At 62.7% G+C, this 19,753-nt stretch carries 20 protein-coding genes and 2 tRNA genes; 13 read left to right on the top strand and 9 right to left on the bottom strand.

Going from position 1 to position 19,753, the window contains the following annotated elements; translation table 11 throughout:
* The first annotated feature begins 399 nt into the window (after positions 1–399).
* The 4 genes from HOP53_RS02830 (at position 400) to HOP53_RS02815 (ending at position 3,529) form a co-directional block, all read left to right on the top strand.
* The gene (locus HOP53_RS02830; protein ID WP_234268593.1) at positions 400–1,491 is read left to right on the top strand and encodes a methionine ABC transporter ATP-binding protein; all 1,092 of its coding nucleotides are present in this window, start codon (positions 400–402) and stop codon (positions 1,489–1,491) included.
* Positions 1,472–2,125, top strand: coding sequence for a methionine ABC transporter permease (locus tag HOP53_RS02825; protein ID WP_010628309.1), 654 nt, complete (start codon positions 1,472–1,474; stop codon positions 2,123–2,125). Before HOP53_RS02830 ends, HOP53_RS02825 begins: the two co-directional genes overlap by 20 nt.
* 25 nt (positions 2,126–2,150) lie before the next feature.
* Complete coding sequence (locus tag HOP53_RS02820) at positions 2,151–2,966, top strand: MetQ/NlpA family ABC transporter substrate-binding protein (RefSeq protein ID WP_234268592.1); 816 nt, start codon at positions 2,151–2,153, stop codon at positions 2,964–2,966.
* 83 nt (positions 2,967–3,049) lie between these two features.
* A complete protein-coding gene (locus tag HOP53_RS02815) occupies positions 3,050–3,529 on the top strand; it encodes a GAF domain-containing protein (protein ID WP_234268591.1) in 480 nt (159 codons plus the stop codon).
* An 87-nt stretch (positions 3,530–3,616) separates the two neighbouring features.
* On the opposite strand, the gene HOP53_RS02810 is transcribed toward HOP53_RS02815, so the two are convergent.
* From HOP53_RS02810 to glpK, 3 genes are all read right to left on the bottom strand, one after another.
* Positions 3,617–3,693: transfer RNA gene (locus HOP53_RS02810), tRNA-Val, on the bottom strand.
* Between the two features lie 60 nt (positions 3,694–3,753).
* Positions 3,754–3,830 (bottom strand) — tRNA-Val (locus HOP53_RS02805).
* A gap of 82 nt (positions 3,831–3,912) precedes the next feature.
* Positions 3,913–5,394, bottom strand: a complete 1,482-nt coding sequence (glpK, locus tag HOP53_RS02800) for a glycerol kinase GlpK (protein WP_234268590.1) — start codon at positions 5,392–5,394, stop codon at positions 3,913–3,915.
* Positions 5,395–5,543: 149 nt separating this feature from the next.
* Between glpK and HOP53_RS02795 the strand changes: the two genes are divergently transcribed.
* The 3 genes from HOP53_RS02795 (at position 5,544) to HOP53_RS02785 (ending at position 9,110) form a co-directional block, all read left to right on the top strand.
* Complete coding sequence (locus HOP53_RS02795; RefSeq protein ID WP_234268589.1) at positions 5,544–6,302, top strand: DeoR/GlpR family transcriptional regulator; 759 nt, start codon at positions 5,544–5,546, stop codon at positions 6,300–6,302.
* A gap of 177 nt (positions 6,303–6,479) precedes the next feature.
* On the top strand, positions 6,480–7,982 hold the full coding sequence (gene glpD, locus HOP53_RS02790; RefSeq protein ID WP_234268588.1) for a glycerol-3-phosphate dehydrogenase: 1,503 nt from the start codon (positions 6,480–6,482) through the stop codon (positions 7,980–7,982).
* Positions 7,983–8,039: 57 nt separating this feature from the next.
* A complete protein-coding gene (locus tag HOP53_RS02785) occupies positions 8,040–9,110 on the top strand; it encodes an endonuclease/exonuclease/phosphatase family protein (protein ID WP_234268587.1) in 1,071 nt (356 codons plus the stop codon).
* Between the two features lie 7 nt (positions 9,111–9,117).
* Here the strand turns inward: HOP53_RS02785 and HOP53_RS02780 are convergent, their stop codons facing one another.
* Positions 9,118–10,497, bottom strand: a complete 1,380-nt coding sequence (locus tag HOP53_RS02780; RefSeq protein WP_234268586.1) for a class II fumarate hydratase — start codon at positions 10,495–10,497, stop codon at positions 9,118–9,120.
* A 270-nt stretch (positions 10,498–10,767) separates the two neighbouring features.
* On the opposite strand from HOP53_RS02780, the gene HOP53_RS02775 reads away from it, so the two are divergent.
* A complete protein-coding gene (locus HOP53_RS02775) occupies positions 10,768–11,259 on the top strand; it encodes a hypothetical protein (protein ID WP_234268585.1) in 492 nt (163 codons plus the stop codon).
* Between the two features lie 12 nt (positions 11,260–11,271).
* On the opposite strand, the gene HOP53_RS02770 is transcribed toward HOP53_RS02775, so the two are convergent.
* Positions 11,272–12,024: a helix-turn-helix domain-containing protein gene (locus tag HOP53_RS02770; RefSeq protein ID WP_234268584.1), complete on the bottom strand. Its 753-nt coding sequence runs from the start codon at positions 12,022–12,024 to the stop codon at positions 11,272–11,274.
* A 230-nt stretch (positions 12,025–12,254) separates the two neighbouring features.
* On the opposite strand from HOP53_RS02770, the gene HOP53_RS02765 reads away from it, so the two are divergent.
* The 3 genes from HOP53_RS02765 to HOP53_RS02755 all read left to right on the top strand — a co-directional run bounded on the left by HOP53_RS02765 (position 12,255) and on the right by HOP53_RS02755 (position 14,464).
* Complete coding sequence (locus HOP53_RS02765; protein ID WP_234268583.1) at positions 12,255–13,256, top strand: sensor domain-containing diguanylate cyclase; 1,002 nt, start codon at positions 12,255–12,257, stop codon at positions 13,254–13,256.
* Between the two features lie 132 nt (positions 13,257–13,388).
* On the top strand, positions 13,389–13,760 hold the full coding sequence (locus tag HOP53_RS02760) for a phasin family protein (protein WP_234268582.1): 372 nt from the start codon (positions 13,389–13,391) through the stop codon (positions 13,758–13,760).
* Positions 13,761–13,909: 149 nt separating this feature from the next.
* Positions 13,910–14,464, top strand: a complete 555-nt coding sequence (locus HOP53_RS02755; protein ID WP_234268581.1) for a carboxypeptidase-like regulatory domain-containing protein — start codon at positions 13,910–13,912, stop codon at positions 14,462–14,464.
* A gap of 9 nt (positions 14,465–14,473) precedes the next feature.
* On the opposite strand, the gene hda is transcribed toward HOP53_RS02755, so the two are convergent.
* Positions 14,474–15,175, bottom strand: coding sequence for a DnaA regulatory inactivator Hda (gene hda, locus HOP53_RS02750; RefSeq protein WP_234268580.1), 702 nt, complete (start codon positions 15,173–15,175; stop codon positions 14,474–14,476).
* Complete coding sequence (locus HOP53_RS02745; RefSeq protein ID WP_234268579.1) at positions 15,172–16,248, bottom strand: AI-2E family transporter; 1,077 nt, start codon at positions 16,246–16,248, stop codon at positions 15,172–15,174. The genes hda and HOP53_RS02745 overlap by 4 nt, the downstream gene beginning before the upstream one ends.
* Before the next feature lie 160 nt (positions 16,249–16,408).
* On the opposite strand from HOP53_RS02745, the gene purM reads away from it, so the two are divergent.
* Together purM and purN are read left to right on the top strand one after the other, a co-directional pair.
* Entirely contained in the window at positions 16,409–17,485 is a 1,077-nt protein-coding gene (gene purM, locus HOP53_RS02740) for a phosphoribosylformylglycinamidine cyclo-ligase (RefSeq protein WP_234268578.1), read from the top strand.
* Positions 17,482–18,210, top strand: coding sequence for a phosphoribosylglycinamide formyltransferase (gene purN, locus HOP53_RS02735; RefSeq protein ID WP_234268577.1), 729 nt, complete (start codon positions 17,482–17,484; stop codon positions 18,208–18,210). Before purM ends, purN begins: the two co-directional genes overlap by 4 nt.
* Positions 18,211–18,214: 4 nt before the next feature.
* On the opposite strand, the gene dcd is transcribed toward purN, so the two are convergent.
* Both dcd and apbC read right to left on the bottom strand, forming a co-directional pair.
* Positions 18,215–18,781, bottom strand: a complete 567-nt coding sequence (gene dcd / locus HOP53_RS02730) for a dCTP deaminase (RefSeq protein WP_234268576.1) — start codon at positions 18,779–18,781, stop codon at positions 18,215–18,217.
* A 104-nt stretch (positions 18,782–18,885) separates the two neighbouring features.
* The gene (gene apbC / locus HOP53_RS02725) at positions 18,886–19,716 is read right to left on the bottom strand and encodes an iron-sulfur cluster carrier protein ApbC (protein WP_103967799.1); all 831 of its coding nucleotides are present in this window, start codon (positions 19,714–19,716) and stop codon (positions 18,886–18,888) included.
* Between the last annotated feature and the right edge of the window lie 37 nt (positions 19,717–19,753).

The raw sequence follows: 19,753 nt of genomic DNA, 5'->3' as shown, positions 1-19,753 counted from the left end.
GCAGTGTAAGAATTCACGCCACGGACGTCCATTCGTCAACAGACGCATCCCCAAGAGCGTGCCATCCAGCAGAGCCTTCCAACAAAAATCCACGCCTGAAGAGCACTTTTTAGTGAAATTCACCACGTGTTTGACTGACGAACCGAAGCATCTCTCGCTCCCGTTGACATGTTACGCCTTTGGACTTACCATGCCGCCTCACATTTCAGGCGCCGATTTGTACCCGGCTTGCGGGCGCCCACGATGCAGACGTTTATCGTCTGCATCGTGAAGTGCAGCTAAAAGGGTGTGTCCAGCGTTGATGGCCACCCGCCAGGGTGGCCTTTTTTTTTCGTTCGACCACCCATTCTGGCTCTCGCTGCCCCCGCCCCACGCCGGGACGGCCTCTCAGGAAGCCAGATGATCACGCTAAGCAACGTTTCCAAGACCTATCATCTCACCGGCCCCAGAGGCCGGCTGCCGTTCACTGCCCGTCGACACGACACCTCGTCCCGAACCATCGAGGCGCTGAAGAACGTCGACCTTCATGTTCCGGCGGGCAGCATCCATGGCGTAATCGGCCTTTCCGGCGCCGGCAAGTCGACCCTGATTCGCTGCGTCAACCTGCTCGAGCGTCCTTCCAGCGGCAGCGTCGTCGTCGACGGCCAGGAGATGACCACCCTCTCCAGGAGCCAGCTCAATCAGGCGCGCCATCGCATCGGCATGATATTTCAGCACTTCAACCTGCTGACGACACGCAACGTCTTCGCCAACGTCGCCCTGCCCCTGGAGCTGATGGGCATGAAGCGCGCGGCCATCCGCGAGCGCGTGCTGCCACTGCTCGAGCTCACCGGCCTCGCCGACAAGGCACGTCAGTATCCGGCCCAGCTCTCCGGCGGCCAGAAGCAGCGCGTGGCCATCGCCCGAGCGCTGGCCAGCGAACCCCGCGTGCTGCTGTGCGACGAGGCGACCTCGGCGCTGGACCCGCAGACCACCGGCTCGATCCTGACTCTGCTGCGCGACATCAACCAGAAGCTGGGTCTGACCATCCTGCTGATCACCCACGAGATGGAAGTGGTCAAGTCTATCTGCCATCGGGTCAGCCTGATCTCCGACGGCGAGCTGGTGGAAGAGGCCGAGGTCGGCGACTTCTTCACCGCCCCGCGCACCCGCCTGGGCCGCGAGTTCCTCAACGACTTCCTCCAACTGGAGCCGCCCAAGGCGCTGATCGAACGCCTCGAAGACACCCCCGGTGAGCACACCCACCCGGTGGTGCGCCTGGCGTTCTCCGGCGATACGGTTTCCACACCGCTGATCTCGCGCCTGGCGCGCGAATGCGGGGTCGACGTCAGCATCCTTCAAGCCAAGGTGGAGTCGATCCAGGAGCGCACGCTGGGGCTGATGATCGCCGAGCTGCTCGGCTCCCCCGAGCAGACCCGCCAGGCCATCGACTATCTCGAAGACCACGATCTGCATGTGGAGGTGCTCGGCCATGTCCAGCGCGATGATTGATCTGATTCTCCAAGCGACTCTGGATACGCTCTACATGGTTGCGGTATCGGGCACTATCTCGGCATTGCTCGGCGTGCCGCTGGGCGTGCTGCTATACGTTACCCGCCCGCGCCAGATCCTGGCCCGCCCGGTGCTCAACCAGGTGCTGGGCATGGTGACCAATATCGGCCGCTCGATCCCCTTCATCATCCTGATGGTGGCAATCATCCCCTTCACGCGGATGATCGTGGGCACCTCCATCGGCACCAATGCCGCCATCGTGCCGCTGACCATCGCCGCCATACCTTTCGTCGCCCGGCTGGTGGAAGGTGCGCTCAATGAGATTCCGCCCGGTCTAGTGGAGGCCGCCCAGTCGATGGGCGCCACGCCGCATCAGGTGATCACCAAGGTGCTGCTGCCGGAGGCTCGCGGCGGCATCATCACCGGATTGACGATCACCGTCGTCACCCTGGTGAGCTACTCCGCCATGGCCGGCGCCGTGGGCGGCGGCGGTCTGGGCGATCTTGGCATTCGTTATGGCTACAACCGCTTCAACCCCACCGTCATGCTGATCACCGTGGCCATTCTGGTGGTCATGGTGCAGGGCTTCCAGAGCCTCGGGGACTATCTGGTACGCAAATCGGATCGCAAGTGACGCCACACCCAAGGAGAACGACCCCATGCAAGTGACTCTGACCCGACTGTTCGGCGCCGCCACTCTGGCCAGCGCCATTCTGGTTGCCGGCTGTGGCAACGACGACGGCGCGGCCGAAACGCGCTCGATCAAGGTAGGCACCATGTCCGGCCCCGAATCGGAGGTGATGGAAGTGGCCGTCCAGATCGCCCGCGAGCGCTACGACCTCGAGGTGCAGATCATCGAGTTCACCGACTACGTCTCGCCCAACGCCGCACTGGCCGACGGCAGCCTCGATGCCAATGCCTTCCAGCACGAGCCTTACCTGCGCAGCATGATCGAAGACCGCGGCTACGATCTGGCCGTTGCCGGCTACACCTTTGTCTATCCGATCGGCGCCTACTCCGAGCGCCACGACAGCATCGAAGAGCTACCCGAGCGCGCCCTCATCGCCCTGCCCAACGACCCCACCAACGGCGGCCGCGCAATGATCCTGATGCACAACGCCGGCCTGATCGAACTGGACGATCCCGAGAACCTCGAGGCCACCCCGATAAACGTGGTCGAGAACCCGCGTGGCCTGCGCTTCCGGGAGATCGAGGCCGCTCAGCTGCCGCGCGTGTTGACCGACGTGGACCTCGCCTTCATCAACAACACCTTCGCTCAGCCCGCCGGGCTGCGCCTGGACGATGCGCTGATTCAGGAAGGCGCCGAGTCGCCCTACGTCAACCTGATCGCGGTGCGCGCCGGCGACGAGGAGCGTGAGGAGATCCAGCAACTTGTCTCTGCCTACCAGAGCGACGAAGTGGCCGCCAAGGCGGCCGAGCTGTTCGACGGTGGCGCCGTGCCCGGCTGGCAGTGATGCCATAAAGGCTGCACCAGGACGGGCCGGCGCCAGACGCCGGCCCGTTGCGTTCACGCGATGATTTTCAGCGAGGCAATACCATGACGCACACCGACTACTCGTTGCTGGCCCGCCAGCTCGAGGCCCTGCTCGACGGTCGCGACTGGCTGACCAACAGCGCCCAGACCTGCGCTTTCATCATGCAGCAGGTGCCGGACCTCAACTGGGTCGGCTTCTACCTGCAGCGCCAGCCCGAGCTGCTCACCCTCGGCCCCTTCCAGGGCAAGCCGGCCTGCAACCCCATTCCTTTCAGCAAGGGCGTGTGCGGCGCCGCCGGCAGGAGCCGCCAGACCCAGCGCATCGACGACGTGCATGCCATCGCCGACCACATCGCCTGCGATGCAGCGTCGAACGCTGAGCTGGTGGTGCCGATTCTGTGCGGCGAGGCGCTATGGGGCGTGCTGGATGTCGACAGCCCGCTGCGCGGGCGCTTCAGCGCCGCCGATCAGGAAGGCCTGGAAGCCTTGGTCGAGGTATTCGTCAGAAGCAGCGAGCTGCCCGACTTACCACTCGCCTGGTAAGGAAAAGCCGTCGGCCAGGGGAATAAAGTCGCAGGTGCCGAAAAGCGAAACGCCCCCTGGAGAATGCCAGGGGGCGTTTCGGAATGCTGGTAGGACCAAGCGGATTTGAACCGCTGACCTCCACGATGTCAACGTGGCGCTCTAACCAACTGAGCTATGGTCCTGAGACTATGTCCAAGAGACTATGTCCAAGAGACAATGTCGACGAAGCCGATAGAGAAAGCTGGTAGGACCAGGCGGATTTGAACCGCCGACCTCCACGATGTCAACGTGGCGCTCTAACCAACTGAGCTATGGTCCTGTGTTCGGCTTTTTCGTTGCCCGCCAAGCTGCGGCAACGGATGCATATCTTACCGATATCGCTGGATTTTGCAAGCCTCACACTAGCTTTTTACCCGCTCCACCGCTTCGAGCCAGCCTTGATAGAGTCGCTCCCGTTCGGTTTCCGGCATGCTGGGCATGAAGCTGCGCTCACAGCGCCACAGCTCGGCGATCTCCTCCAGGTCGCGGTACCAACCGAAGCGCAGACCGGCCATGTAAGCCGCCCCCAGCGCGGTCGTCTCGAGCACCGTCGGCCGGTCGACCTGAACCCCCAGCATGTCGGCGAGGAACTGTACCAGCCAGGAGTTGGCCACCATGCCGCCATCGACACGCAGGGTTCCCGGTGGTACGCCCATGTCGTCGCTCATGCAGGCTTGCAGATCGCGGGTCTGATAGCAGACCGCCTGCAGGCCGGCAGCGACGATTTCGGCAATTCCGGTGTCACGAGTCAGACCGAAGATCGCTCCTCTCGCCCTGGGATCCCAGTGGGGCGCTCCCAGCCCGGTGAAAGCCGGCACCAGATAGACGCTGTGACCGTCGCGGGTCTGCTTGGCCAGCGCCTCCGTCTCGGCGGCATCCTTGAACAGCTTCAAGCCGTCGCGCAGCCACTGCACCGCAGCGCCAGCGACGAAGATGCTGCCCTCCATGGCATAGGTGGTCTTGCCGTCCAGGCGATAGGCCACGGTAGAGAGCAGGCGGTTGCGCGACCTGGCCGGCCTGTCACCGGTGTTGACGATCATGAAGCATCCGGTGCCGTAGGTGCTCTTGCCCATGCCGGGCTCGAAACATGCCTGCCCGACCAGCGCCGCCTGCTGATCGCCCACCACCCCACCGATGGGAAGCTCCGCGCCCAGCCAGCGCGCATCGGTGGTGCCGAAATCTGCGCTGCTGTCGCGCACTTCGGGAAGCAAACCACGGGGAATCCTGAACAGCTCGAGCAGCTCGTCGTCCCACTGCTGGGCATGGATATCGAACAGCATGGTGCGCGAGGCGTTGGTGGCATCCGTGGCGTGGACCCGCCCCCCGGTCAGTCGCCACAGCAGGAAGGTGTCCACCGTGCCGAAGGCCAGCTCCCCACGCTCGGCACGCTCACGCGCCCCTTCCACGTTATCCAGCAGCCAGGCCAGCTTGGTTGCCGAGAAGTAGGGATCGATCAGCAGCCCCGTGTGCGATTGCACCAGCTCGGCATGCCCTTTTTTCTGCAGCTCGCGGCAGAAGTCGGCGGTGCGTCGATCCTGCCACACGATGGCGTTGTAGAGAGGCTTGCCGGTCGCGCGATCCCACAGCAGCGTGGTCTCGCGCTGATTGGTGATACCGACGCCGGCGATATCGTTCAGCGCAACGCCCGAGGCCTCGACCGCCTCTCGACAGGTCGACAGCACCGTGTCCCAGATGTCTTCAGGGTCGTGCTCGACCCAGCCATCGTGGGGAAAGTGCTGCGGAAACTCGCGCTGTGCAACTTGGATCACATGGCCGCCACGGTCGAAGAGGATGGCGCGCGAACTGGTGGTGCCCTGATCGATGGCAAGCAGATAGTCGGCCATGAGTCATCCTGTCATTGTATGTTCGTTTATGATCACCAAGAGTACCCGAGTATGTTCGGAATGCTTTACGACTTTCGTATAAGCATCCCTCGAATGCCTGCGCAAGCGTACCGAATCGCTTACACTCGCGTGATCGATAGGGAGCCATCATGAACCAGCAACAGCGACAAGATGCCATCGTTGAACTGGTACGCCGCCAGGGCTACGCCAGTATCGAACAGCTGACCGAACATTTTTCGGTCACGCCACAGACCATACGCCGCGATCTCAACGCTCTGGCGGAAGAGGGCATGATCCGGCGCGTGCACGGCGGCGCCGGGCTCGAATCGAGCACCGTCAACACCGCCTACAGCACGCGCAAGAACCTCAACCTCGAGGCCAAGCGACGCATCGCCAATCTGGTGGCCAGCCACATTCCCGATCACGCCTCGCTGTTCATCAATATCGGTACCAGCAATGAAGTCGTAGCCGAAGCGCTGCTCGATCACCAAGGGCTAGAGGTGATCACCAACAACCTCAACGTGGCGGCAATCCTTCAGCACAAAGAAGATTTCAACGTCATCATCGCCGGCGGCCAGGTCCGCTCACGTGATGGCGGCATCATCGGCGAGGCCACCATCGATTTCATCAATCAGTTCAAGGTGGACTTCGGCATTATCGGTATCAGCGGTATCGATGAGGATGGCTCCCTGCTCGAATTCGACTATCAGGAAGCGCGCGTGGCCCAGGCCATCATCCGCAACTCCCGTCAGGTCTACCTGACCGCGGACCATTCGAAGTTCCACCGCAACCCCGTCGTGCGCCAGGGCAACATCGCCCAGTTGGATGCGCTGTTCACCGACCGCCAACCCCCCGAGCGCATCGTTCATCTGATGCAGGTCAACGACGTCGCCCTGCATATCGCCTGACTTGCTCGACCTCTCCCTTTCGGCCTTCCCCCTTGCGACTTGCACCGCGCCGACCTATATGTCGGCGCGTTTGCCTCCGAGCCTTGATGTTCGATTTCGATTGATCTATGTTCGTTTTCAAACATACACTGTTTGAAAGCCAGCTCATTGCTGACGCGAGATCGGAGCCTTCAATCCATGGCGAACACGTCGCACCACCTACTCGACCTCTTCATCATCGGCGGCGGTATCAACGGTACCGGTATTGCCAACGATGCTGCCGGACGTGGCCTGTCGGTCAGCCTGTGCGAGCAGGGGGACCTGGCCGGCGCCACGTCCTCAGCCAGTAGCAAGCTGATTCATGGTGGATTGCGCTATCTCGAACATCATGAGTTCCGCCTCGTGGGGGAGGCGCTGCGTGAGCGCGAAGTGCTGCTGCGCAAGGCGCCGCACATTATCTGGCCGCTGCGTTTCATACTCCCGCACCGCTCCCACCTGCGCCCCGCCTGGATGATCCGGGCCGGCCTGTTCCTCTACGACCATTTGGGCAAGCGGAAGATGCTGCCCGGTTCACGTAGCGTTCGTTTCGCCGCGGATTCGCCCTTGCAGGTGGGGATCAAGCGCGGATTCGAATATTCCGATTGCTGGGTGGACGATGCTCGACTGGTGGTACTCAACGCCTTGCAGGCACGCGAAGGTGGCGCTGAGATTATGGTGCGCACCCGTTGCATAGGAGCGAAGGAGGAGGGCGGCATCTGGCGCATCGAGCTGGAGGACGTCCGCAGCGGCGAGCGCTTCGAGCGCCAGGCGCGCACCTTGGTCAACGCCGCCGGCCCATGGGTCGAACAGGTGGTCCGCGAGCAGGCGGCACGCAACTCCCGCTATAGCATCCGCATGATTCAGGGCAGCCATGTGATCGTGCCGCGGCTGAACGGCGACGACCGCGCCTACATCCTGCAGAACAGCGACCGACGCATCGTTTTCGTCCTCCCCTACGAGGACGACTTCAGTCTGATCGGCACAACGGACCGCCGTTATCAGGGCGACCCGGCCCAGGCTGCCATCAGTGAAGAGGAAGTTGATTATCTGCTTGGCGTGGTCAACGCCCACTTCCGCCGTCAGCTTCAGCGCAGCGACGTCATATCGAGCTTCTCCGGCGTACGCCCCCTCTGCGACGACGAATCGGCCGAGCCCTCGGCCATGACCCGGGATTACACCCTGGCGTTCGACGATCAGGGCGCCCCGCTGCTCTCGGTATTCGGCGGCAAGATCACCACCTATCGCAAGCTGGCGGAAGCCGCCTTGAAGCAGCTCAAACCCGTCCTACCAGCCATGGGACCGAGCTGGACCGCCGAAGCCGCCCTGCCCGGAGGCGAGTTCGGCAACCAGGAAAATTTCATGGCGCACCTGCTGCACGACTACCCCTGGCTCGGGGAGGCGCGAGCACGGCGCTTCGCGCGTAGTTACGGCAGCCTGTGCCTGCGCTTCCTCGCAGGCGCCCAATGCGAAGAGGACCTGGGCGAACATTTCGGCGCCGGCCTGACCGTCGCCGAAGCCGACTATCTGGTCGACCATGAATGGGCCACCACCGTCGAGGACATCCTGTGGCGGCGCACCAAGCTGGGCCTGCGGCTGACGCCACGACAGGTTGAGCGCCTGGCGCGTCATGTGGAGGCGCATCGTCAAGTGCTGGCGGCGTGATAGCGACATGCCGTAGGCTGAAGGGAGAATGAGCAAACGGCCTAACAGGGAGCCGCCATGGCCTTCTTCCAGATCGCGCTTGGTGGCTTGGTCGCGCTCCTGCTCTTTGCCACCGTCATTGCCAAATTACCACTGCGCTGGTGGTGGATACGCGCCTGCGAATTCCCCCGTTTGCAGTTGGCATCGGCCGCCCTGGTCGCCGCACTGCTCGCCTTGCCCCTAGGTTCACCCTGGGGCTGGTCGCTAGCCGCCACTGGCCTGCTGGTCGTGGCCCTCCAGGCACGCTTCATACTCCCATGGACCCGTTTGTGGCCAGTGCAGGTCAAGGATGCCGAGCCGGGTCAGACAGCACCCTGTATCTCGCTGCTGATCGCCAACGTACTGACGCCCAATCGTCGTGCCGCTGAGTTGATTGCAATCATTCATCAGCACGAACCCGATCTGGTCCTGACCCTGGAATCGGATGCCTGGTGGCAGAAGCATCTCGACGCCGGTCTCGAAGCGGCATGGCCGCACAGCGTCAAGATTCCCCTCGACAATTTGTACGGCATGCATCTTTACTCGCGCCTGCCGCTGAGCGACACCCGCGTCGAGTGGCTGATTCAGGACGACATCCCCTCCATCCATACCGACGTCACGCTCGAAAGCGGCGATACCATACGCCTTCATGCGCTGCACCCGCGTCCACCCGCCCCGAACGAGAGTGAAGAGACGCTGTGGCGCGACGCTGAGCTGCTCCTGATCGGCCAAGCGGTCCATCGCACCCCAATGCCCACCATTGTCGCCGGCGACCTGAACGACGTGGCTTGGTCACGGACCACGAGGCTCTTCTGCCGCATCAGCGGCATGCTCGACCCTCGCCGCGGGCGCGGCATGTACAGTACCTTCCACGCCCGCTACCCGTTGTTGCGCTGGCCGCTCGACCATATATTCACCACGGAGCACTTCACCTTGGTGGCGCTGGAGAGGCTGCCATACTTTGGCTCGGACCACTTCCCCATTCTGGCCTCGCTCTGCTTCCGCCCCTCGCGGAGCGATGAACACGACACCCCGGAAGCCGATGGTGAAGAGCGTGCATGGGCACGCACCACCATCGGCGAAGCCAGCGTTCGCGAACAGAAGACATAGCGTCGCTTCAGCCGGGGATGCCGCCCTGCGTCAAGCGGGCCGGGTCGAGCAGCCGCTCGAGCTCTTCGCGCCCCAGGTCGGTATGTTCCTCGGCCACGTCGATGATCGGCCGCCCCGCCTGATAGGCCTGCTTGGCGATGGCGGCCGCGGCATCGTAGCCGATTACCCCGTTCAGGGCCGTGACCAGGATCGGGTTGCGCGCCAGCGGCTCCGCCAGCCGATCCTCGCGCACCCGGAACGTGGCAATGGCCCGCTCGCCGAGCAGACGTGCCGTGTTGCTCATCAGCCGAATCGAGGTCAACAGGTTGTAGCCGATCAGCGGCAGCATCACGTTGAGCTGAAAATTGCCGCTCTGCCCCGCCACGGTTATCGCCGCATCCAGACCGATCACCTGGGCAGCAGCCTGCGCCGCCGACTCAGGAAGCACAGGATTGACCTTGCCCGGCATGATCGAGCTGCCCGGCTGCAGCGCTTCGAGCTCGATCTCGCCCAGGCCGGCCAACGGCCCCGAGTTCATCCAGCGCAGGTCGTTGGCGATCTTCATCACCACGCAGGCCAGCCCCTTGAGCTGCCCCGAAAGCTCCACCGCCGCATCCTGCGAGCCGAGGCTGGCGAAAAAGCTGTCGTTGGGCGCCAGAGCGAGCCCTGTCTGCTCACTCAGTTGACCTGCCATGCGCTCGGCGAACTCGGGATGGGCGTTGATCCCGGTGCCTACCGCCGTACCGCCCTGAGCCAGCCGTGACAGCCGCACCATGGCGCTGTCGATACGCTCGATGGCCTGGCCGACCTGGCTCGACCAACCGCCGAGCTCCTGCCCCAGGCGCAGTGGCATGGCATCCATCAGATGGGTACGTCCGGTCTTCACCACGCGATCCAGTTCCAGCGCCCGTTCGTCGATGGTGGCACGCATTGCCACCAGCGAGGGACGCAGCTGCGCGGTCACCTCCAACGCCGCAGAAAGATGGATGGCGGTGGGTATGACGTCGTTGCTCGACTGACCCATGTTGACATGGTCGTTGGGCCCCACCTTCAGCCCTTCGCGGCTGGCCAGGTGGGCTATCACCTCGTTGACGTTCATGTTGCTCGAGGTGCCCGAACCGGTCTGGAACACGTCCACCGGAAACTGGTCGTCGTGCTTGCCGTCGACGATCTCCTGAGCCGCCGCAATGATGGCTTCGGCTCGCTCGGCGTCGAGCAGACCGAGCTCACGGTTGACCTTGGCCGCTGCCAGCTTGATGCGGGCGATGGCATGAATGAAGGCCACCGGCATCGGCTGACCCGACACGGGAAAATTCTCCACCGCACGCTGGGTCTGGGCGCCATAGAGCGCTGCGGCCGGCACCCGCAGCTCACCCATGCTGTCGCGTTCGATACGATGATCGCTCATGTCACTCCCTCGTTAGACGATCGCTCCCTTCACCATGGTGTCGGGAATGGTGGCTTGCAAGCCTTTCTCGCCGACAGGGCACGCTCGCCTCGTAGCCCCCTCGAATTGACAACTGTCAGGCTTCCACACTATTGGCTGGATATCGAACCCCAACATGATAACTGTCGTTGCGGCGTTAAAAAGGCATTCTCTAAGATCGCTTAGCCCACCCACTCGGGGCAATATCAACAAAGAACCAATCACGACAGCACAACGTGGATGAAACACCTCATGGACATGACTCGTTCACTGCTTTTACTGCCGCACGAACAGCTCACTCTCGCTTACGAGCACGAAGCCGCCGAGCTCCAACGCTACCGCCGCCTGACACTTCGGTTTCTACCCAGGGCTCCACAAACGAGCCGACTTCTGGCGACACTGGGCCTGCAGTGCGAGAAGCGTCTCGGCCAGTTGCGCCAGGTAGCCATCTGCCTGGAACTCGAAGCCTGCATCGGCAGAGCACCAGGCAACGTTGCGCCTTTTCCGATGCCGGAACCTCACTTCTTCATCGTCGACGAGGTCATGGGTGAACAGGTCATCGAGCATGTCATCAGGGCGGCCATGGAATCGAAGCACTTCTTCGAGTGGATGTTGAACACCAATGCCACACCGGAACTACATCGGCCATTGCTCAATTTCGTCAACGAAAAGGAGGGTGAATGCCGAGTCCTACTGGAGTTCTGGGAGCAGCACAGAGCGCCTGCGGTGGCTCAGAGAGCCTGACCCGTCAACCCTTCATGGCCTCTTCTGCCGCCTGCCAGTGGAAGAGGCCAAGCGCTCGAGCCTTACAAGATCGAGCAGCTGATAGTCACGTCCAGTGACACGCAGCAGCCGCTGAGCCTGATAAGTAGCCAGGGTTCTACCGACCGTCTCCTGGGTCAGCCCCAGATAGCTGCCGATGTCGTTGCGCGATACGGGCAAACGAAAGTGAGTAGGAGAATAGCCACGGCGATGAAAACAATCCGACACAGCCAGCAGAAAGCAGGCCATACGCGCCTCCGCCGTACGGCTCAGCAGTCGTTGCAGGCTCATGCGCTCCTGCTGCATGCTGCGGCTGATCGTTCTCTGCAGGCGTCGACGCAATTTCGGCAATCTCTGCATCACCGCCTCGAGCCGCTCGAAAGGCAACTCGCACAAGGTCGCGGTGTCGAGAGCGCTGACAGTAGAAGGATAGTGCTCCAGGCCGATGGTATCACAGCCGATAATACTGCCGGGCAGCCAGATTGCCGTGAGCAGCTGTTCGCTTTCGACGACAGTCTCCTGCTTGAGGCAGCCGGTGCGCACGACATACAGGCTGGTGAAGGGTGCCTCCTGGCGATACAACACCTGCCGCTTTTCGAGACGGATGGGGGGAGCGACGATTTCGCTGAGCAGCAGTGTCTCCTCGGGCAACAGCTCCTCGGCAATGCACAGCGCATTGAGATAACACGAGAGACAACCGGTACCGCTCTCAAGCCCGCCATATACGTACTTGCCACGGCTCGTCATGATGCGACTCTCCTTGCCTTGGCACACACTTAGCAATTATAGGTTTGCCGGGCCGCACCGTAGCCTGAGTTCCTTCATGCTAGGGGCAGAGAAAAGTGATGACCCACCCCACGTAGTCATGACGAAAACCATGCTGCACGAAAAATTACGGCCGCCTAGTGTTAATGCTGCATCGCACAGGATCGGTGCACCTCTCGGTACAGGGAGGGCATCTTCAAGGGAGCCGAACCATGCAACAGAAATCCTGGTTGACGACGGACATCCTCAGTCAGCTCAATGCCAACACATGCCTGCTATTGGTGCGCAGCCTGTGGGAGTACTGCCCGGAACACATGTTCATCCTCCGCGTCGAGGGGCCGGGCAATTTCGTGATCGAGGCCATGAACTTCACGCACGAGACGACGAGCGCAGAGACGAATGCCGTCATCGGCAAGCGTATCGAACAGTCGCTACCCGCACCGCTGTGTCACGGTGTGCTGACCAACCTTGGGCGCTGCGTAGAGTCCGGGGCACCGGTGCGATATGAAGAGAATGGCGAGTATCTCGACCGAGATGGAATTTATCAGCACGTGCATCAACAGACGCTGCTGGTTCCCATCACCAACTCCGAGGGCACGGTGACCCACTTGTTCGGTATATCCCGCGATCTGGCGTACTCGCCCGGGCAACACTTGCTCACCCAAGGGGTCACGGGCGAGCTGGAGCGCCGTGTCTGCGAGCGCACCGCCGAACTGGTCGCGGCCAACGAAAAATTGGCCTATCTGGCGACTCACGACCATTTGACCGGCACCTACAATCGGCGCTATCTGATTGAGCTGGCCGAACAGGAGCTGAGGCGCGCCAGCCGCTACGAGTTACCGCTTTGCCTGCTGATGCTCGACATCGACCATTTCAAGACGCTCAACGATGCACGCGGTCATTTGGTGGGCGACGAAGCCCTGCGCTGCGTGGCACGCACGATACTGGCCACCGTGCGCGAATGCGACCTGGTGGGTCGATACGGCGGAGATGAATTCCTGATCCTGATGCCGGAGACTACGGCCAGTGGCGCGCAGGAGTTGGCCGAGCGTCTGCGCAACACCCTCACCCAGACGAGCCGCTTGACGCTGAGTATCGGGATCGCCAGCCTGATGCCAGGCGACGACGTCGTGATCGACCTGATCGATCGTGCCGACACGCTGCTGCTCCAGGCCAAGCGCAACGGGCGCAATCGCATCGAGTGCGCTGCCTGAATGCCAAGCAGCAAATAGCAAGTGCCAAACACAATCAAATATTGCAATGCAGCAAGCAGCTTTGCTATGCTGCATTGCAATAGGGCGGACATCCGTTCGACAATACACGAAACATCCGGAGATACCTTACTCATGATGAAGTCATTCAGCTTCGATACCAAGCCTTTCGAAGCCATGCTGCTGGGCCCGGCTCGTGCCTATGCTGCCCTGAGCATCGACTATTCCGAAAAGCTGGTCGGCGCTCAGCTCGAGGCCGCCAAGGCCTACACCGATACCAGCCTGGCGCAAGCCCGCAAGCTGCTCGAAGTCCGCGATGCCGACGGTCTGCGTAGCTACCTGGAAGGTCAGCAGCAGTTCGCCAAGGACGTGACCGAGCGTCTCAAGGGCGATGCCGAAAAGGCCGTTACCCTGCATCAGGACTTCTTCCAGCAGAGCCAGAAGCTGGCCGAAAGCAGCCTGCAGGAAGCGCAAAAGGTCGCCCAGAGCCAGACCGCCAAGGCCTGACGCTCTACCCGCACCAGCACAAGGCCCGCCGAACCACGTTCGGCGGGCCTTCGTTTTTCTCACCCGTTGCACCTTTCCATCTGTCGCCTGCCGGCTCCCATCGTTTATGCTCGTTCTGCACGGGCATATCGCAATGAGGAAGCAATCGAATGAAAGCCTGGTTATCCGTAGCCCTGGTGAGTCTCACCCTCGTCGGCTGCCAGATGATGGAGCCGGGGCCCCCACCCGAGCGTATCGAGGTGATCGATATCGGCGACCCGCAGCGCCCTGACGTCGAACGCCCCGACGCCGAGCGCCCTGCTCCCACCCCCGGACGCATCGCTCGTCAGGTGGCTTTCCCGGCGAGCGAATATGCTGCTCTGCCAAAGAGCGGTACCGCCGCCATTTCGGGCAGGCTCAGCCTGAATGGCAGCCCCGGCGCCGGAGAGACGGTCTCCGTGGCTCCGGTCACCACTTACTCGGCCGAAGCCGCCGAGCATGCCCTGGCAGGACGTGCGGTCGAACCCGCCGATCCGCGAGCGCGTGAATACACCCACACCGCGCGCACCGACGGCAGCGGCAACTTCTCCCTACAGGGCCTGCCACCCGGGGAATTCTACGTCTCGGGAAGCGTGGTCAACCCCAGCAACGGCCAGCGCCAGGTGATCCTGCGCCAAGTGTCACTGCGCAACGGCCAGCGACTCGAGGTAAATCTGAGCCGCTGACACACTGCGCTACCAGCCCAGCGCCTGCTTGACGAAGGGAATCGTCAGCTTGCGCTGGGCCGATAGCGAAGCACGGTCGAGAACGGCCAGCTCGTCGAACAACTCATCCAGACGTCGCGGGCCGCGATGGAGAATATAGCGGGCCACCTCTTCGGAAAGCTGCATGCCACGGATACGCGCGCGCAGCTGCAAGGCCTGCAGCCTCTCGCTGTCATCCAGCCGCTGCAGTTGAAAGGTGACTCCCCAGGTCAGGCGCGAGGCCAGATCGGGCAGCGCGACCGGAAGCTGGCGTGGCGCCGCCGACGCCGACATCACCAGCCGCTTGCCGGCATCGCGCAAGCGATTGAAGGCATGAAACAAGCCCTCCTCCCAGCGGCGCCGGCCGATGACGTCATCCACATCATCGATGGCCACCAGATCGAGGCGCTCCACGTCTTCAAGCATCAAAGGCGGGAAATGTCCCAGGTCGTGCAACGGCAAGTACAGCGCGCGAAGATCGCGGTCGGACGCCGCATGGCAGGCGGCCTGCAACAGATGACTGCGACCGCTGCCGGACGCTCCCCACAGGAAGAGGAACGGCTCGCCGTCTTCATCCAACTGCCGCGAAAGGCGATCCAGCAAGGTGGCATTCCCTGCCGGAAGAAAACTCTCGAAAGTGGCATCGTCACGCAGCCCCACCCCCAAGGGCAACTGCGCAGGCGCTCGGCTCATGGTGGATCCTCGCTGCGACGCTCTTTTGTATCGGCGTCGTAAAGGCTGCTGCGTTTGTAGCGTTCATGCAGTTCGCGCAAGAGTACCATGATCACGGCCGCCGCCGGCAGCGCCAGGAGCACCCCGGTGAAGCCGAAAAGATTTCCCCCCGCCAGCACGGCGAAGATGACCGCCACAGGGTGCAAGCCGATACGATCGCCCAGCAGCTTGGGCTGGAGCACCACGCTTTCGATGACCTGCCCGATGGAGAAAACGACGACCACCCCGAGCAGCGCCAACCATGAGTCGAACTGAAAGAGGGCGACGATGAGCGCGACGCTGATACCGACGATGAAACCGAGAAACGGCACGATGCTGGCCAACCCTGCCAGCATGCCGATCAACAGGCCGAAACGAAGCCCCATGAGAGTCAGCCCAAGGGCATAGATCGCCCCCAGGGTCAGCATCACCATCAGCTGTCCCCGCAGGAAGGCCGAAAGCACTTCATCGCAGCGCTGGCTCAAGCGCACCGCATCCGGCTCCAGGCGGCGGGGGACCATGGAGCGCAGATTGATCAACAGCCGCTCCCAATCGAGAAGCAGGTAGAAGGTGACAACCGGAATCAAGGCGAAATAAGTGACCCAGGCCAAGAACGCCGCGCCGGAACGACCCACCTGCCCCAGGAACTGGGCCAGATAGCCGCCGGCATCCTGCCAATGCTCAGCCATCGTCTGCTGCACGTCGTCCAGCCCTGCGGCCATGTCCAGGCCCGTCCAGCCCTGTATCTGCGGGGCCAGCACCGTTTCCACCCACTCGAAGATGCCCGGAACCATCTGCCCGAACTGGCGTAGTTGCTGCACCAGCAGCGGAATCAGTACCAGCAACGCCACTACCAGCACCAGCGTCATGATCAGGAAGACCCCGCATACCGCGAGGGTACGTGACATGCCCAGGCGCTGGAGCCGATTGGCCAACGGGTCAGTGAGGTACGCCAGGATGATGCCGGCGATGAACGGCATCAGCATCGTTTCCAACTGGAACAGCAGCCACACCATGGCCACCGCACCGATCAGGACCCACCATTCTCTACGCATCACCCCTCCCTGCGTTAACGTTCACGGCGATGCGAGCCGTGCGTCGTGATGCTACAATTCCGGCCCGATCTTGCCCACTGCTTCGGCCTTCAAGGTGAGCGCTGCCTTGCGCCGACCGCCGGACCACTAACTACGTATTCTTCTTCGTACAGGACAGGCCATGACCGATTCCACCTCTCCCGACAACGCCAAGGCATCGCTGAGCTACAAGGATGCCGGTGTCGACATCGATGCCGGCAATGCCCTGGTCGACCGTATCAAGGGCGTCGCCAAGCGCACCATGCGCCCCGAGGTGATGGGCGGACTGGGCGGCTTCGGCGCCTTGTGCCAGCTCCCTAGCGGCTATCGCGAACCGGTTCTGGTCTCCGGTACCGACGGCGTGGGGACCAAGCTGCGCCTGGCAATGGACCTCGGCCGCCATGACACCATCGGTATCGATCTGGTCGCCATGTGCGTCAACGATCTGGTGGTGGCCGGTGCCGAGCCGCTGTTCTTCCTCGACTACTATGCCACGGGCAAGCTCGATGTGGACATCGCTGCCGATGTGGTCGCCGGTATCGGTGAGGGCTGCGAGCGGGCCGGCTGCGCCCTGGTAGGTGGCGAAACCGCCGAGATGCCGGGCATGTACGAGGGCAGCGACTACGACCTGGCCGGATTCTGCGTCGGCGTGGTGGAGAAATCCGAGATCCTCGACGGCAGCAAGGTCGGCGAAGGCGACGTGCTGCTGGGCATCGCCTCCAGCGGCGCACACTCCAACGGCTATTCCCTGATCCGCAAGATCCTCGAAGTGAGCGACGCATCGCTGGATACCGCCATCGATGGCCGGCCGCTCGGTGACGCCCTGCTCGCCCCCACACGGATCTACGTCAAGCCGCTGCTGTCGCTGATCAAGGAGAGCGGCGTCGCCGTTCACGCCCTGTCGCACATCACCGGCGGCGGGTTGCTGGAGAACATTCCCCGGGTCCTGCCCGACTCCCTGGCGGCACGCATCGACGTGAAGAGCTGGACACGGCCGGCGCTGTTCGACTGGCTACAGCAGCAGGGCAACGTGGCGGAGCATGAAATGCACCGCGTGCTCAACTGCGGCATCGGCATGGTCGTCGTGGTTTCCGCCGACAAGGCCGACCAGGCCCGCGCTCACCTGCAGGCACAGGGCGAGACGGTCTATCGCATCGGCGAGATCGTCGCCCGCGGCGAAGGCGAAGAAGCGGTTGTGCTGGAGAACCTCGAGGCATGAGCGAAGCGTACGACGGCGACACCATGACGGACTTCACCCCCGAACCCACCGGCACACGCCGGGTGGTGGTGCTGATCTCGGGTAACGGCAGCAACCTGCAGGCGCTGATCGACGAGCAGACCCATGATCGTCTGGGCGGCGAGATCGTGGCGGTGATATCCAACGTCGCGGACGCCTACGGCCTGCAGCGTGCCCGTGATGCCGGCATCGACGCCGTGGTGCTGCCCCACGGCGAGTACGAGAGTCGCGAAGCCTACGATGGCGCCCTGATCAAGGTGATTGAGCGCCACGAACCCGATCTGGTGGTGCTGGCCGGCTTCATGCGCATCCTGAGCTCACGCTTCGTGCAGCGCTTCCACGGCCGCTTGCTCAACATCCACCCTTCCCTGCTACCCGCCTACCGGGGTCTCAACACCCACGCCAAGGCACTCGCGGACGGCGTGGCCGAACACGGCTGCAGCGTGCACTTCGTCACCGAGGAGCTAGACGGCGGCCCGGTCGCGATCCAGGCCGTGGTGCAGGTAAGCGATGGCGAGACCGAAGCCAGCCTGAAGGAGAAGGTGCACGCCCGTGAACACCTGATCTACCCCATCGCGGTGAAGTGGTTCCTCGAGGGGCGCCTGCGCCTCGAAGGTGAGAGCGCCCTGCTCGACGGCACCCCGCTGCCGCCCCAGGGCCTACGACTCTCCCACGCCGACGCCGCCGAAGAACTGGACGAGGAGTAGGGAGTTAGGTACGGGGCAGAGTCACTCCCCTCTGCCCCATATACTTGCCGCCGCGATCCTTGTAAGAGGTCGAACACACCTCATCCGACTCCAGGAACAGCATCTGCGCCACACCCTCGTTGGCGTAGATCTTGGCCGGCAGGTTGGTGGTGTTGGAGAACTCCAGGGTCACGTGTCCTTCCCACTCCGGCTCCAGCGGCGTCACGTTGACGATGATGCCGCAGCGGGCGTAGGTCGATTTGCCCAGGCAGATAGTCAGCACGCTGCGCGGAATGCGGAAATACTCCACGGTGCGCGCCAGGGCGAAGGAGTTGGGCGGAATGATGCAGACATCGCCCTTGATGTCGACGAAGCTCTTCTCATCGAAATTCTTGGGGTCGACCACCGCCGAGTGAATGTTGGTGAACACCTTGAATTCGTCGGCACAGCGGACATCGTAGCCATAGCTGGAGGTGCCGTAGGAGATCACCCGCTGATCGTTGACGTAACGCACCTGATCGGCTTCGAAGGGTTCGATCATGCCTTCCCGCTCGGCCATGCGGCGGATCCAACTGTCGGGCTTGATGCTCATGGGACGTCCTGAGAGAAGTTGTGCCGAAGGATGAAGTAGGGCCGCTATCATAGCGGCCCTACACTCATGCGTCACGACCCCACCGCAAACGCGGGGTTGCCGGCTCAATCGCTGAACGAGATGCTCGGCCCTTCGCTCGGCGACTGGCCGCCAAGCTCAGCGGCGATCTGTCGCGCCATGTCGCGGAAGGTCGCCGTCACCTCGCCTTCCGGCTCGGCAACAACGGTGGGCCGGCCGCCGTCCACCTGTTCGCGGATCGACAGCGCCAGCGGCAGCCTGCCCAGAACCTTGGTCTCGTACTCACCAGCGATACGCTCACCGCCGCCTTCACCGAAGATCGGCTCGGCGTGACCGCACTGGGAGCACACGTGCAGGCTCATGTTCTCCACCACGCCCAGCACCGGCACGTTGACCTTGCGGAACATCTCGATCCCCTTGCGGGCATCGAGCAGAGCGATGTCCTGAGGCGTGGTCACGATCACCGCCCCATCCACCGGCACCTTCTGTGCCAACGTCAGCTGAATGTCGCCGGTGCCCGGCGGCATGTCGATGAACAGCACATCGAGATTGTCCCAGGCCGTTTGAGTCAGCAGCTGCTGAAAGGCCCCCGCCACCATCGGTCCCCGCCACACCATGGGCTCCCGGGTGTCGACCATGAAGGCCATCGACATGGCCTGTACGCCATGGGTCTCCAGCGGCCGGAACTTGTTCTCCCCGGCCTGCTGGGGCCGCACGCCTTCCGGCACTCCCAGCATTTGCGCCTGACTGGGGCCGTGGATGTCGGCATCGAGAATGCCGACACGATACCCTTCGGCAACCATGGCCAGCGCCAGATTGACGGTGACGGTAGACTTGCCCACCCCACCCTTGCCGGATGCCACGGCCACGATATGCTTGACCCCTTCGATCACGACTGACTCCTTATTCCTGCAGATGAGTGTCCTGCGAATGGCAATTGTCTGACACGCTCAG

Source organism: Billgrantia ethanolica (assembly GCF_021404305.1).
Taxonomy (GTDB): domain Bacteria; phylum Pseudomonadota; class Gammaproteobacteria; order Pseudomonadales; family Halomonadaceae; genus Halomonas; species Halomonas ethanolica.
This window is presented reverse-complemented; position numbering and strand designations above follow the sequence as displayed.

Coding starts and splice junctions, on each gene's coding strand:
- HOP53_RS02830 (WP_234268593.1), top strand. CDS start 400: ATGATCACGCTAAGCAACGTTTCCAAGACCTATCATCTCACCGGCCCC.
- HOP53_RS02825 (WP_010628309.1), top strand. CDS start 1,472: ATGTCCAGCGCGATGATTGATCTGATTCTCCAAGCGACTCTGGATACG.
- HOP53_RS02820 (WP_234268592.1), top strand. CDS start 2,151: ATGCAAGTGACTCTGACCCGACTGTTCGGCGCCGCCACTCTGGCCAGC.
- HOP53_RS02815 (WP_234268591.1), top strand. CDS start 3,050: ATGACGCACACCGACTACTCGTTGCTGGCCCGCCAGCTCGAGGCCCTG.
- glpK (WP_234268590.1), bottom strand. CDS start 5,394: ATGGCCGACTATCTGCTTGCCATCGATCAGGGCACCACCAGTTCGCGC.
- HOP53_RS02795 (WP_234268589.1), top strand. CDS start 5,544: ATGAACCAGCAACAGCGACAAGATGCCATCGTTGAACTGGTACGCCGC.
- glpD (WP_234268588.1), top strand. CDS start 6,480: ATGGCGAACACGTCGCACCACCTACTCGACCTCTTCATCATCGGCGGC.
- HOP53_RS02785 (WP_234268587.1), top strand. CDS start 8,040: ATGGCCTTCTTCCAGATCGCGCTTGGTGGCTTGGTCGCGCTCCTGCTC.
- HOP53_RS02780 (WP_234268586.1), bottom strand. CDS start 10,497: ATGAGCGATCATCGTATCGAACGCGACAGCATGGGTGAGCTGCGGGTG.
- HOP53_RS02775 (WP_234268585.1), top strand. CDS start 10,768: ATGGACATGACTCGTTCACTGCTTTTACTGCCGCACGAACAGCTCACT.
- HOP53_RS02770 (WP_234268584.1), bottom strand. CDS start 12,024: ATGACGAGCCGTGGCAAGTACGTATATGGCGGGCTTGAGAGCGGTACC.
- HOP53_RS02765 (WP_234268583.1), top strand. CDS start 12,255: ATGCAACAGAAATCCTGGTTGACGACGGACATCCTCAGTCAGCTCAAT.
- HOP53_RS02760 (WP_234268582.1), top strand. CDS start 13,389: ATGATGAAGTCATTCAGCTTCGATACCAAGCCTTTCGAAGCCATGCTG.
- HOP53_RS02755 (WP_234268581.1), top strand. CDS start 13,910: ATGAAAGCCTGGTTATCCGTAGCCCTGGTGAGTCTCACCCTCGTCGGC.
- hda (WP_234268580.1), bottom strand. CDS start 15,175: ATGAGCCGAGCGCCTGCGCAGTTGCCCTTGGGGGTGGGGCTGCGTGAC.
- HOP53_RS02745 (WP_234268579.1), bottom strand. CDS start 16,248: ATGCGTAGAGAATGGTGGGTCCTGATCGGTGCGGTGGCCATGGTGTGG.
- purM (WP_234268578.1), top strand. CDS start 16,409: ATGACCGATTCCACCTCTCCCGACAACGCCAAGGCATCGCTGAGCTAC.
- purN (WP_234268577.1), top strand. CDS start 17,482: ATGAGCGAAGCGTACGACGGCGACACCATGACGGACTTCACCCCCGAA.
- dcd (WP_234268576.1), bottom strand. CDS start 18,781: ATGAGCATCAAGCCCGACAGTTGGATCCGCCGCATGGCCGAGCGGGAA.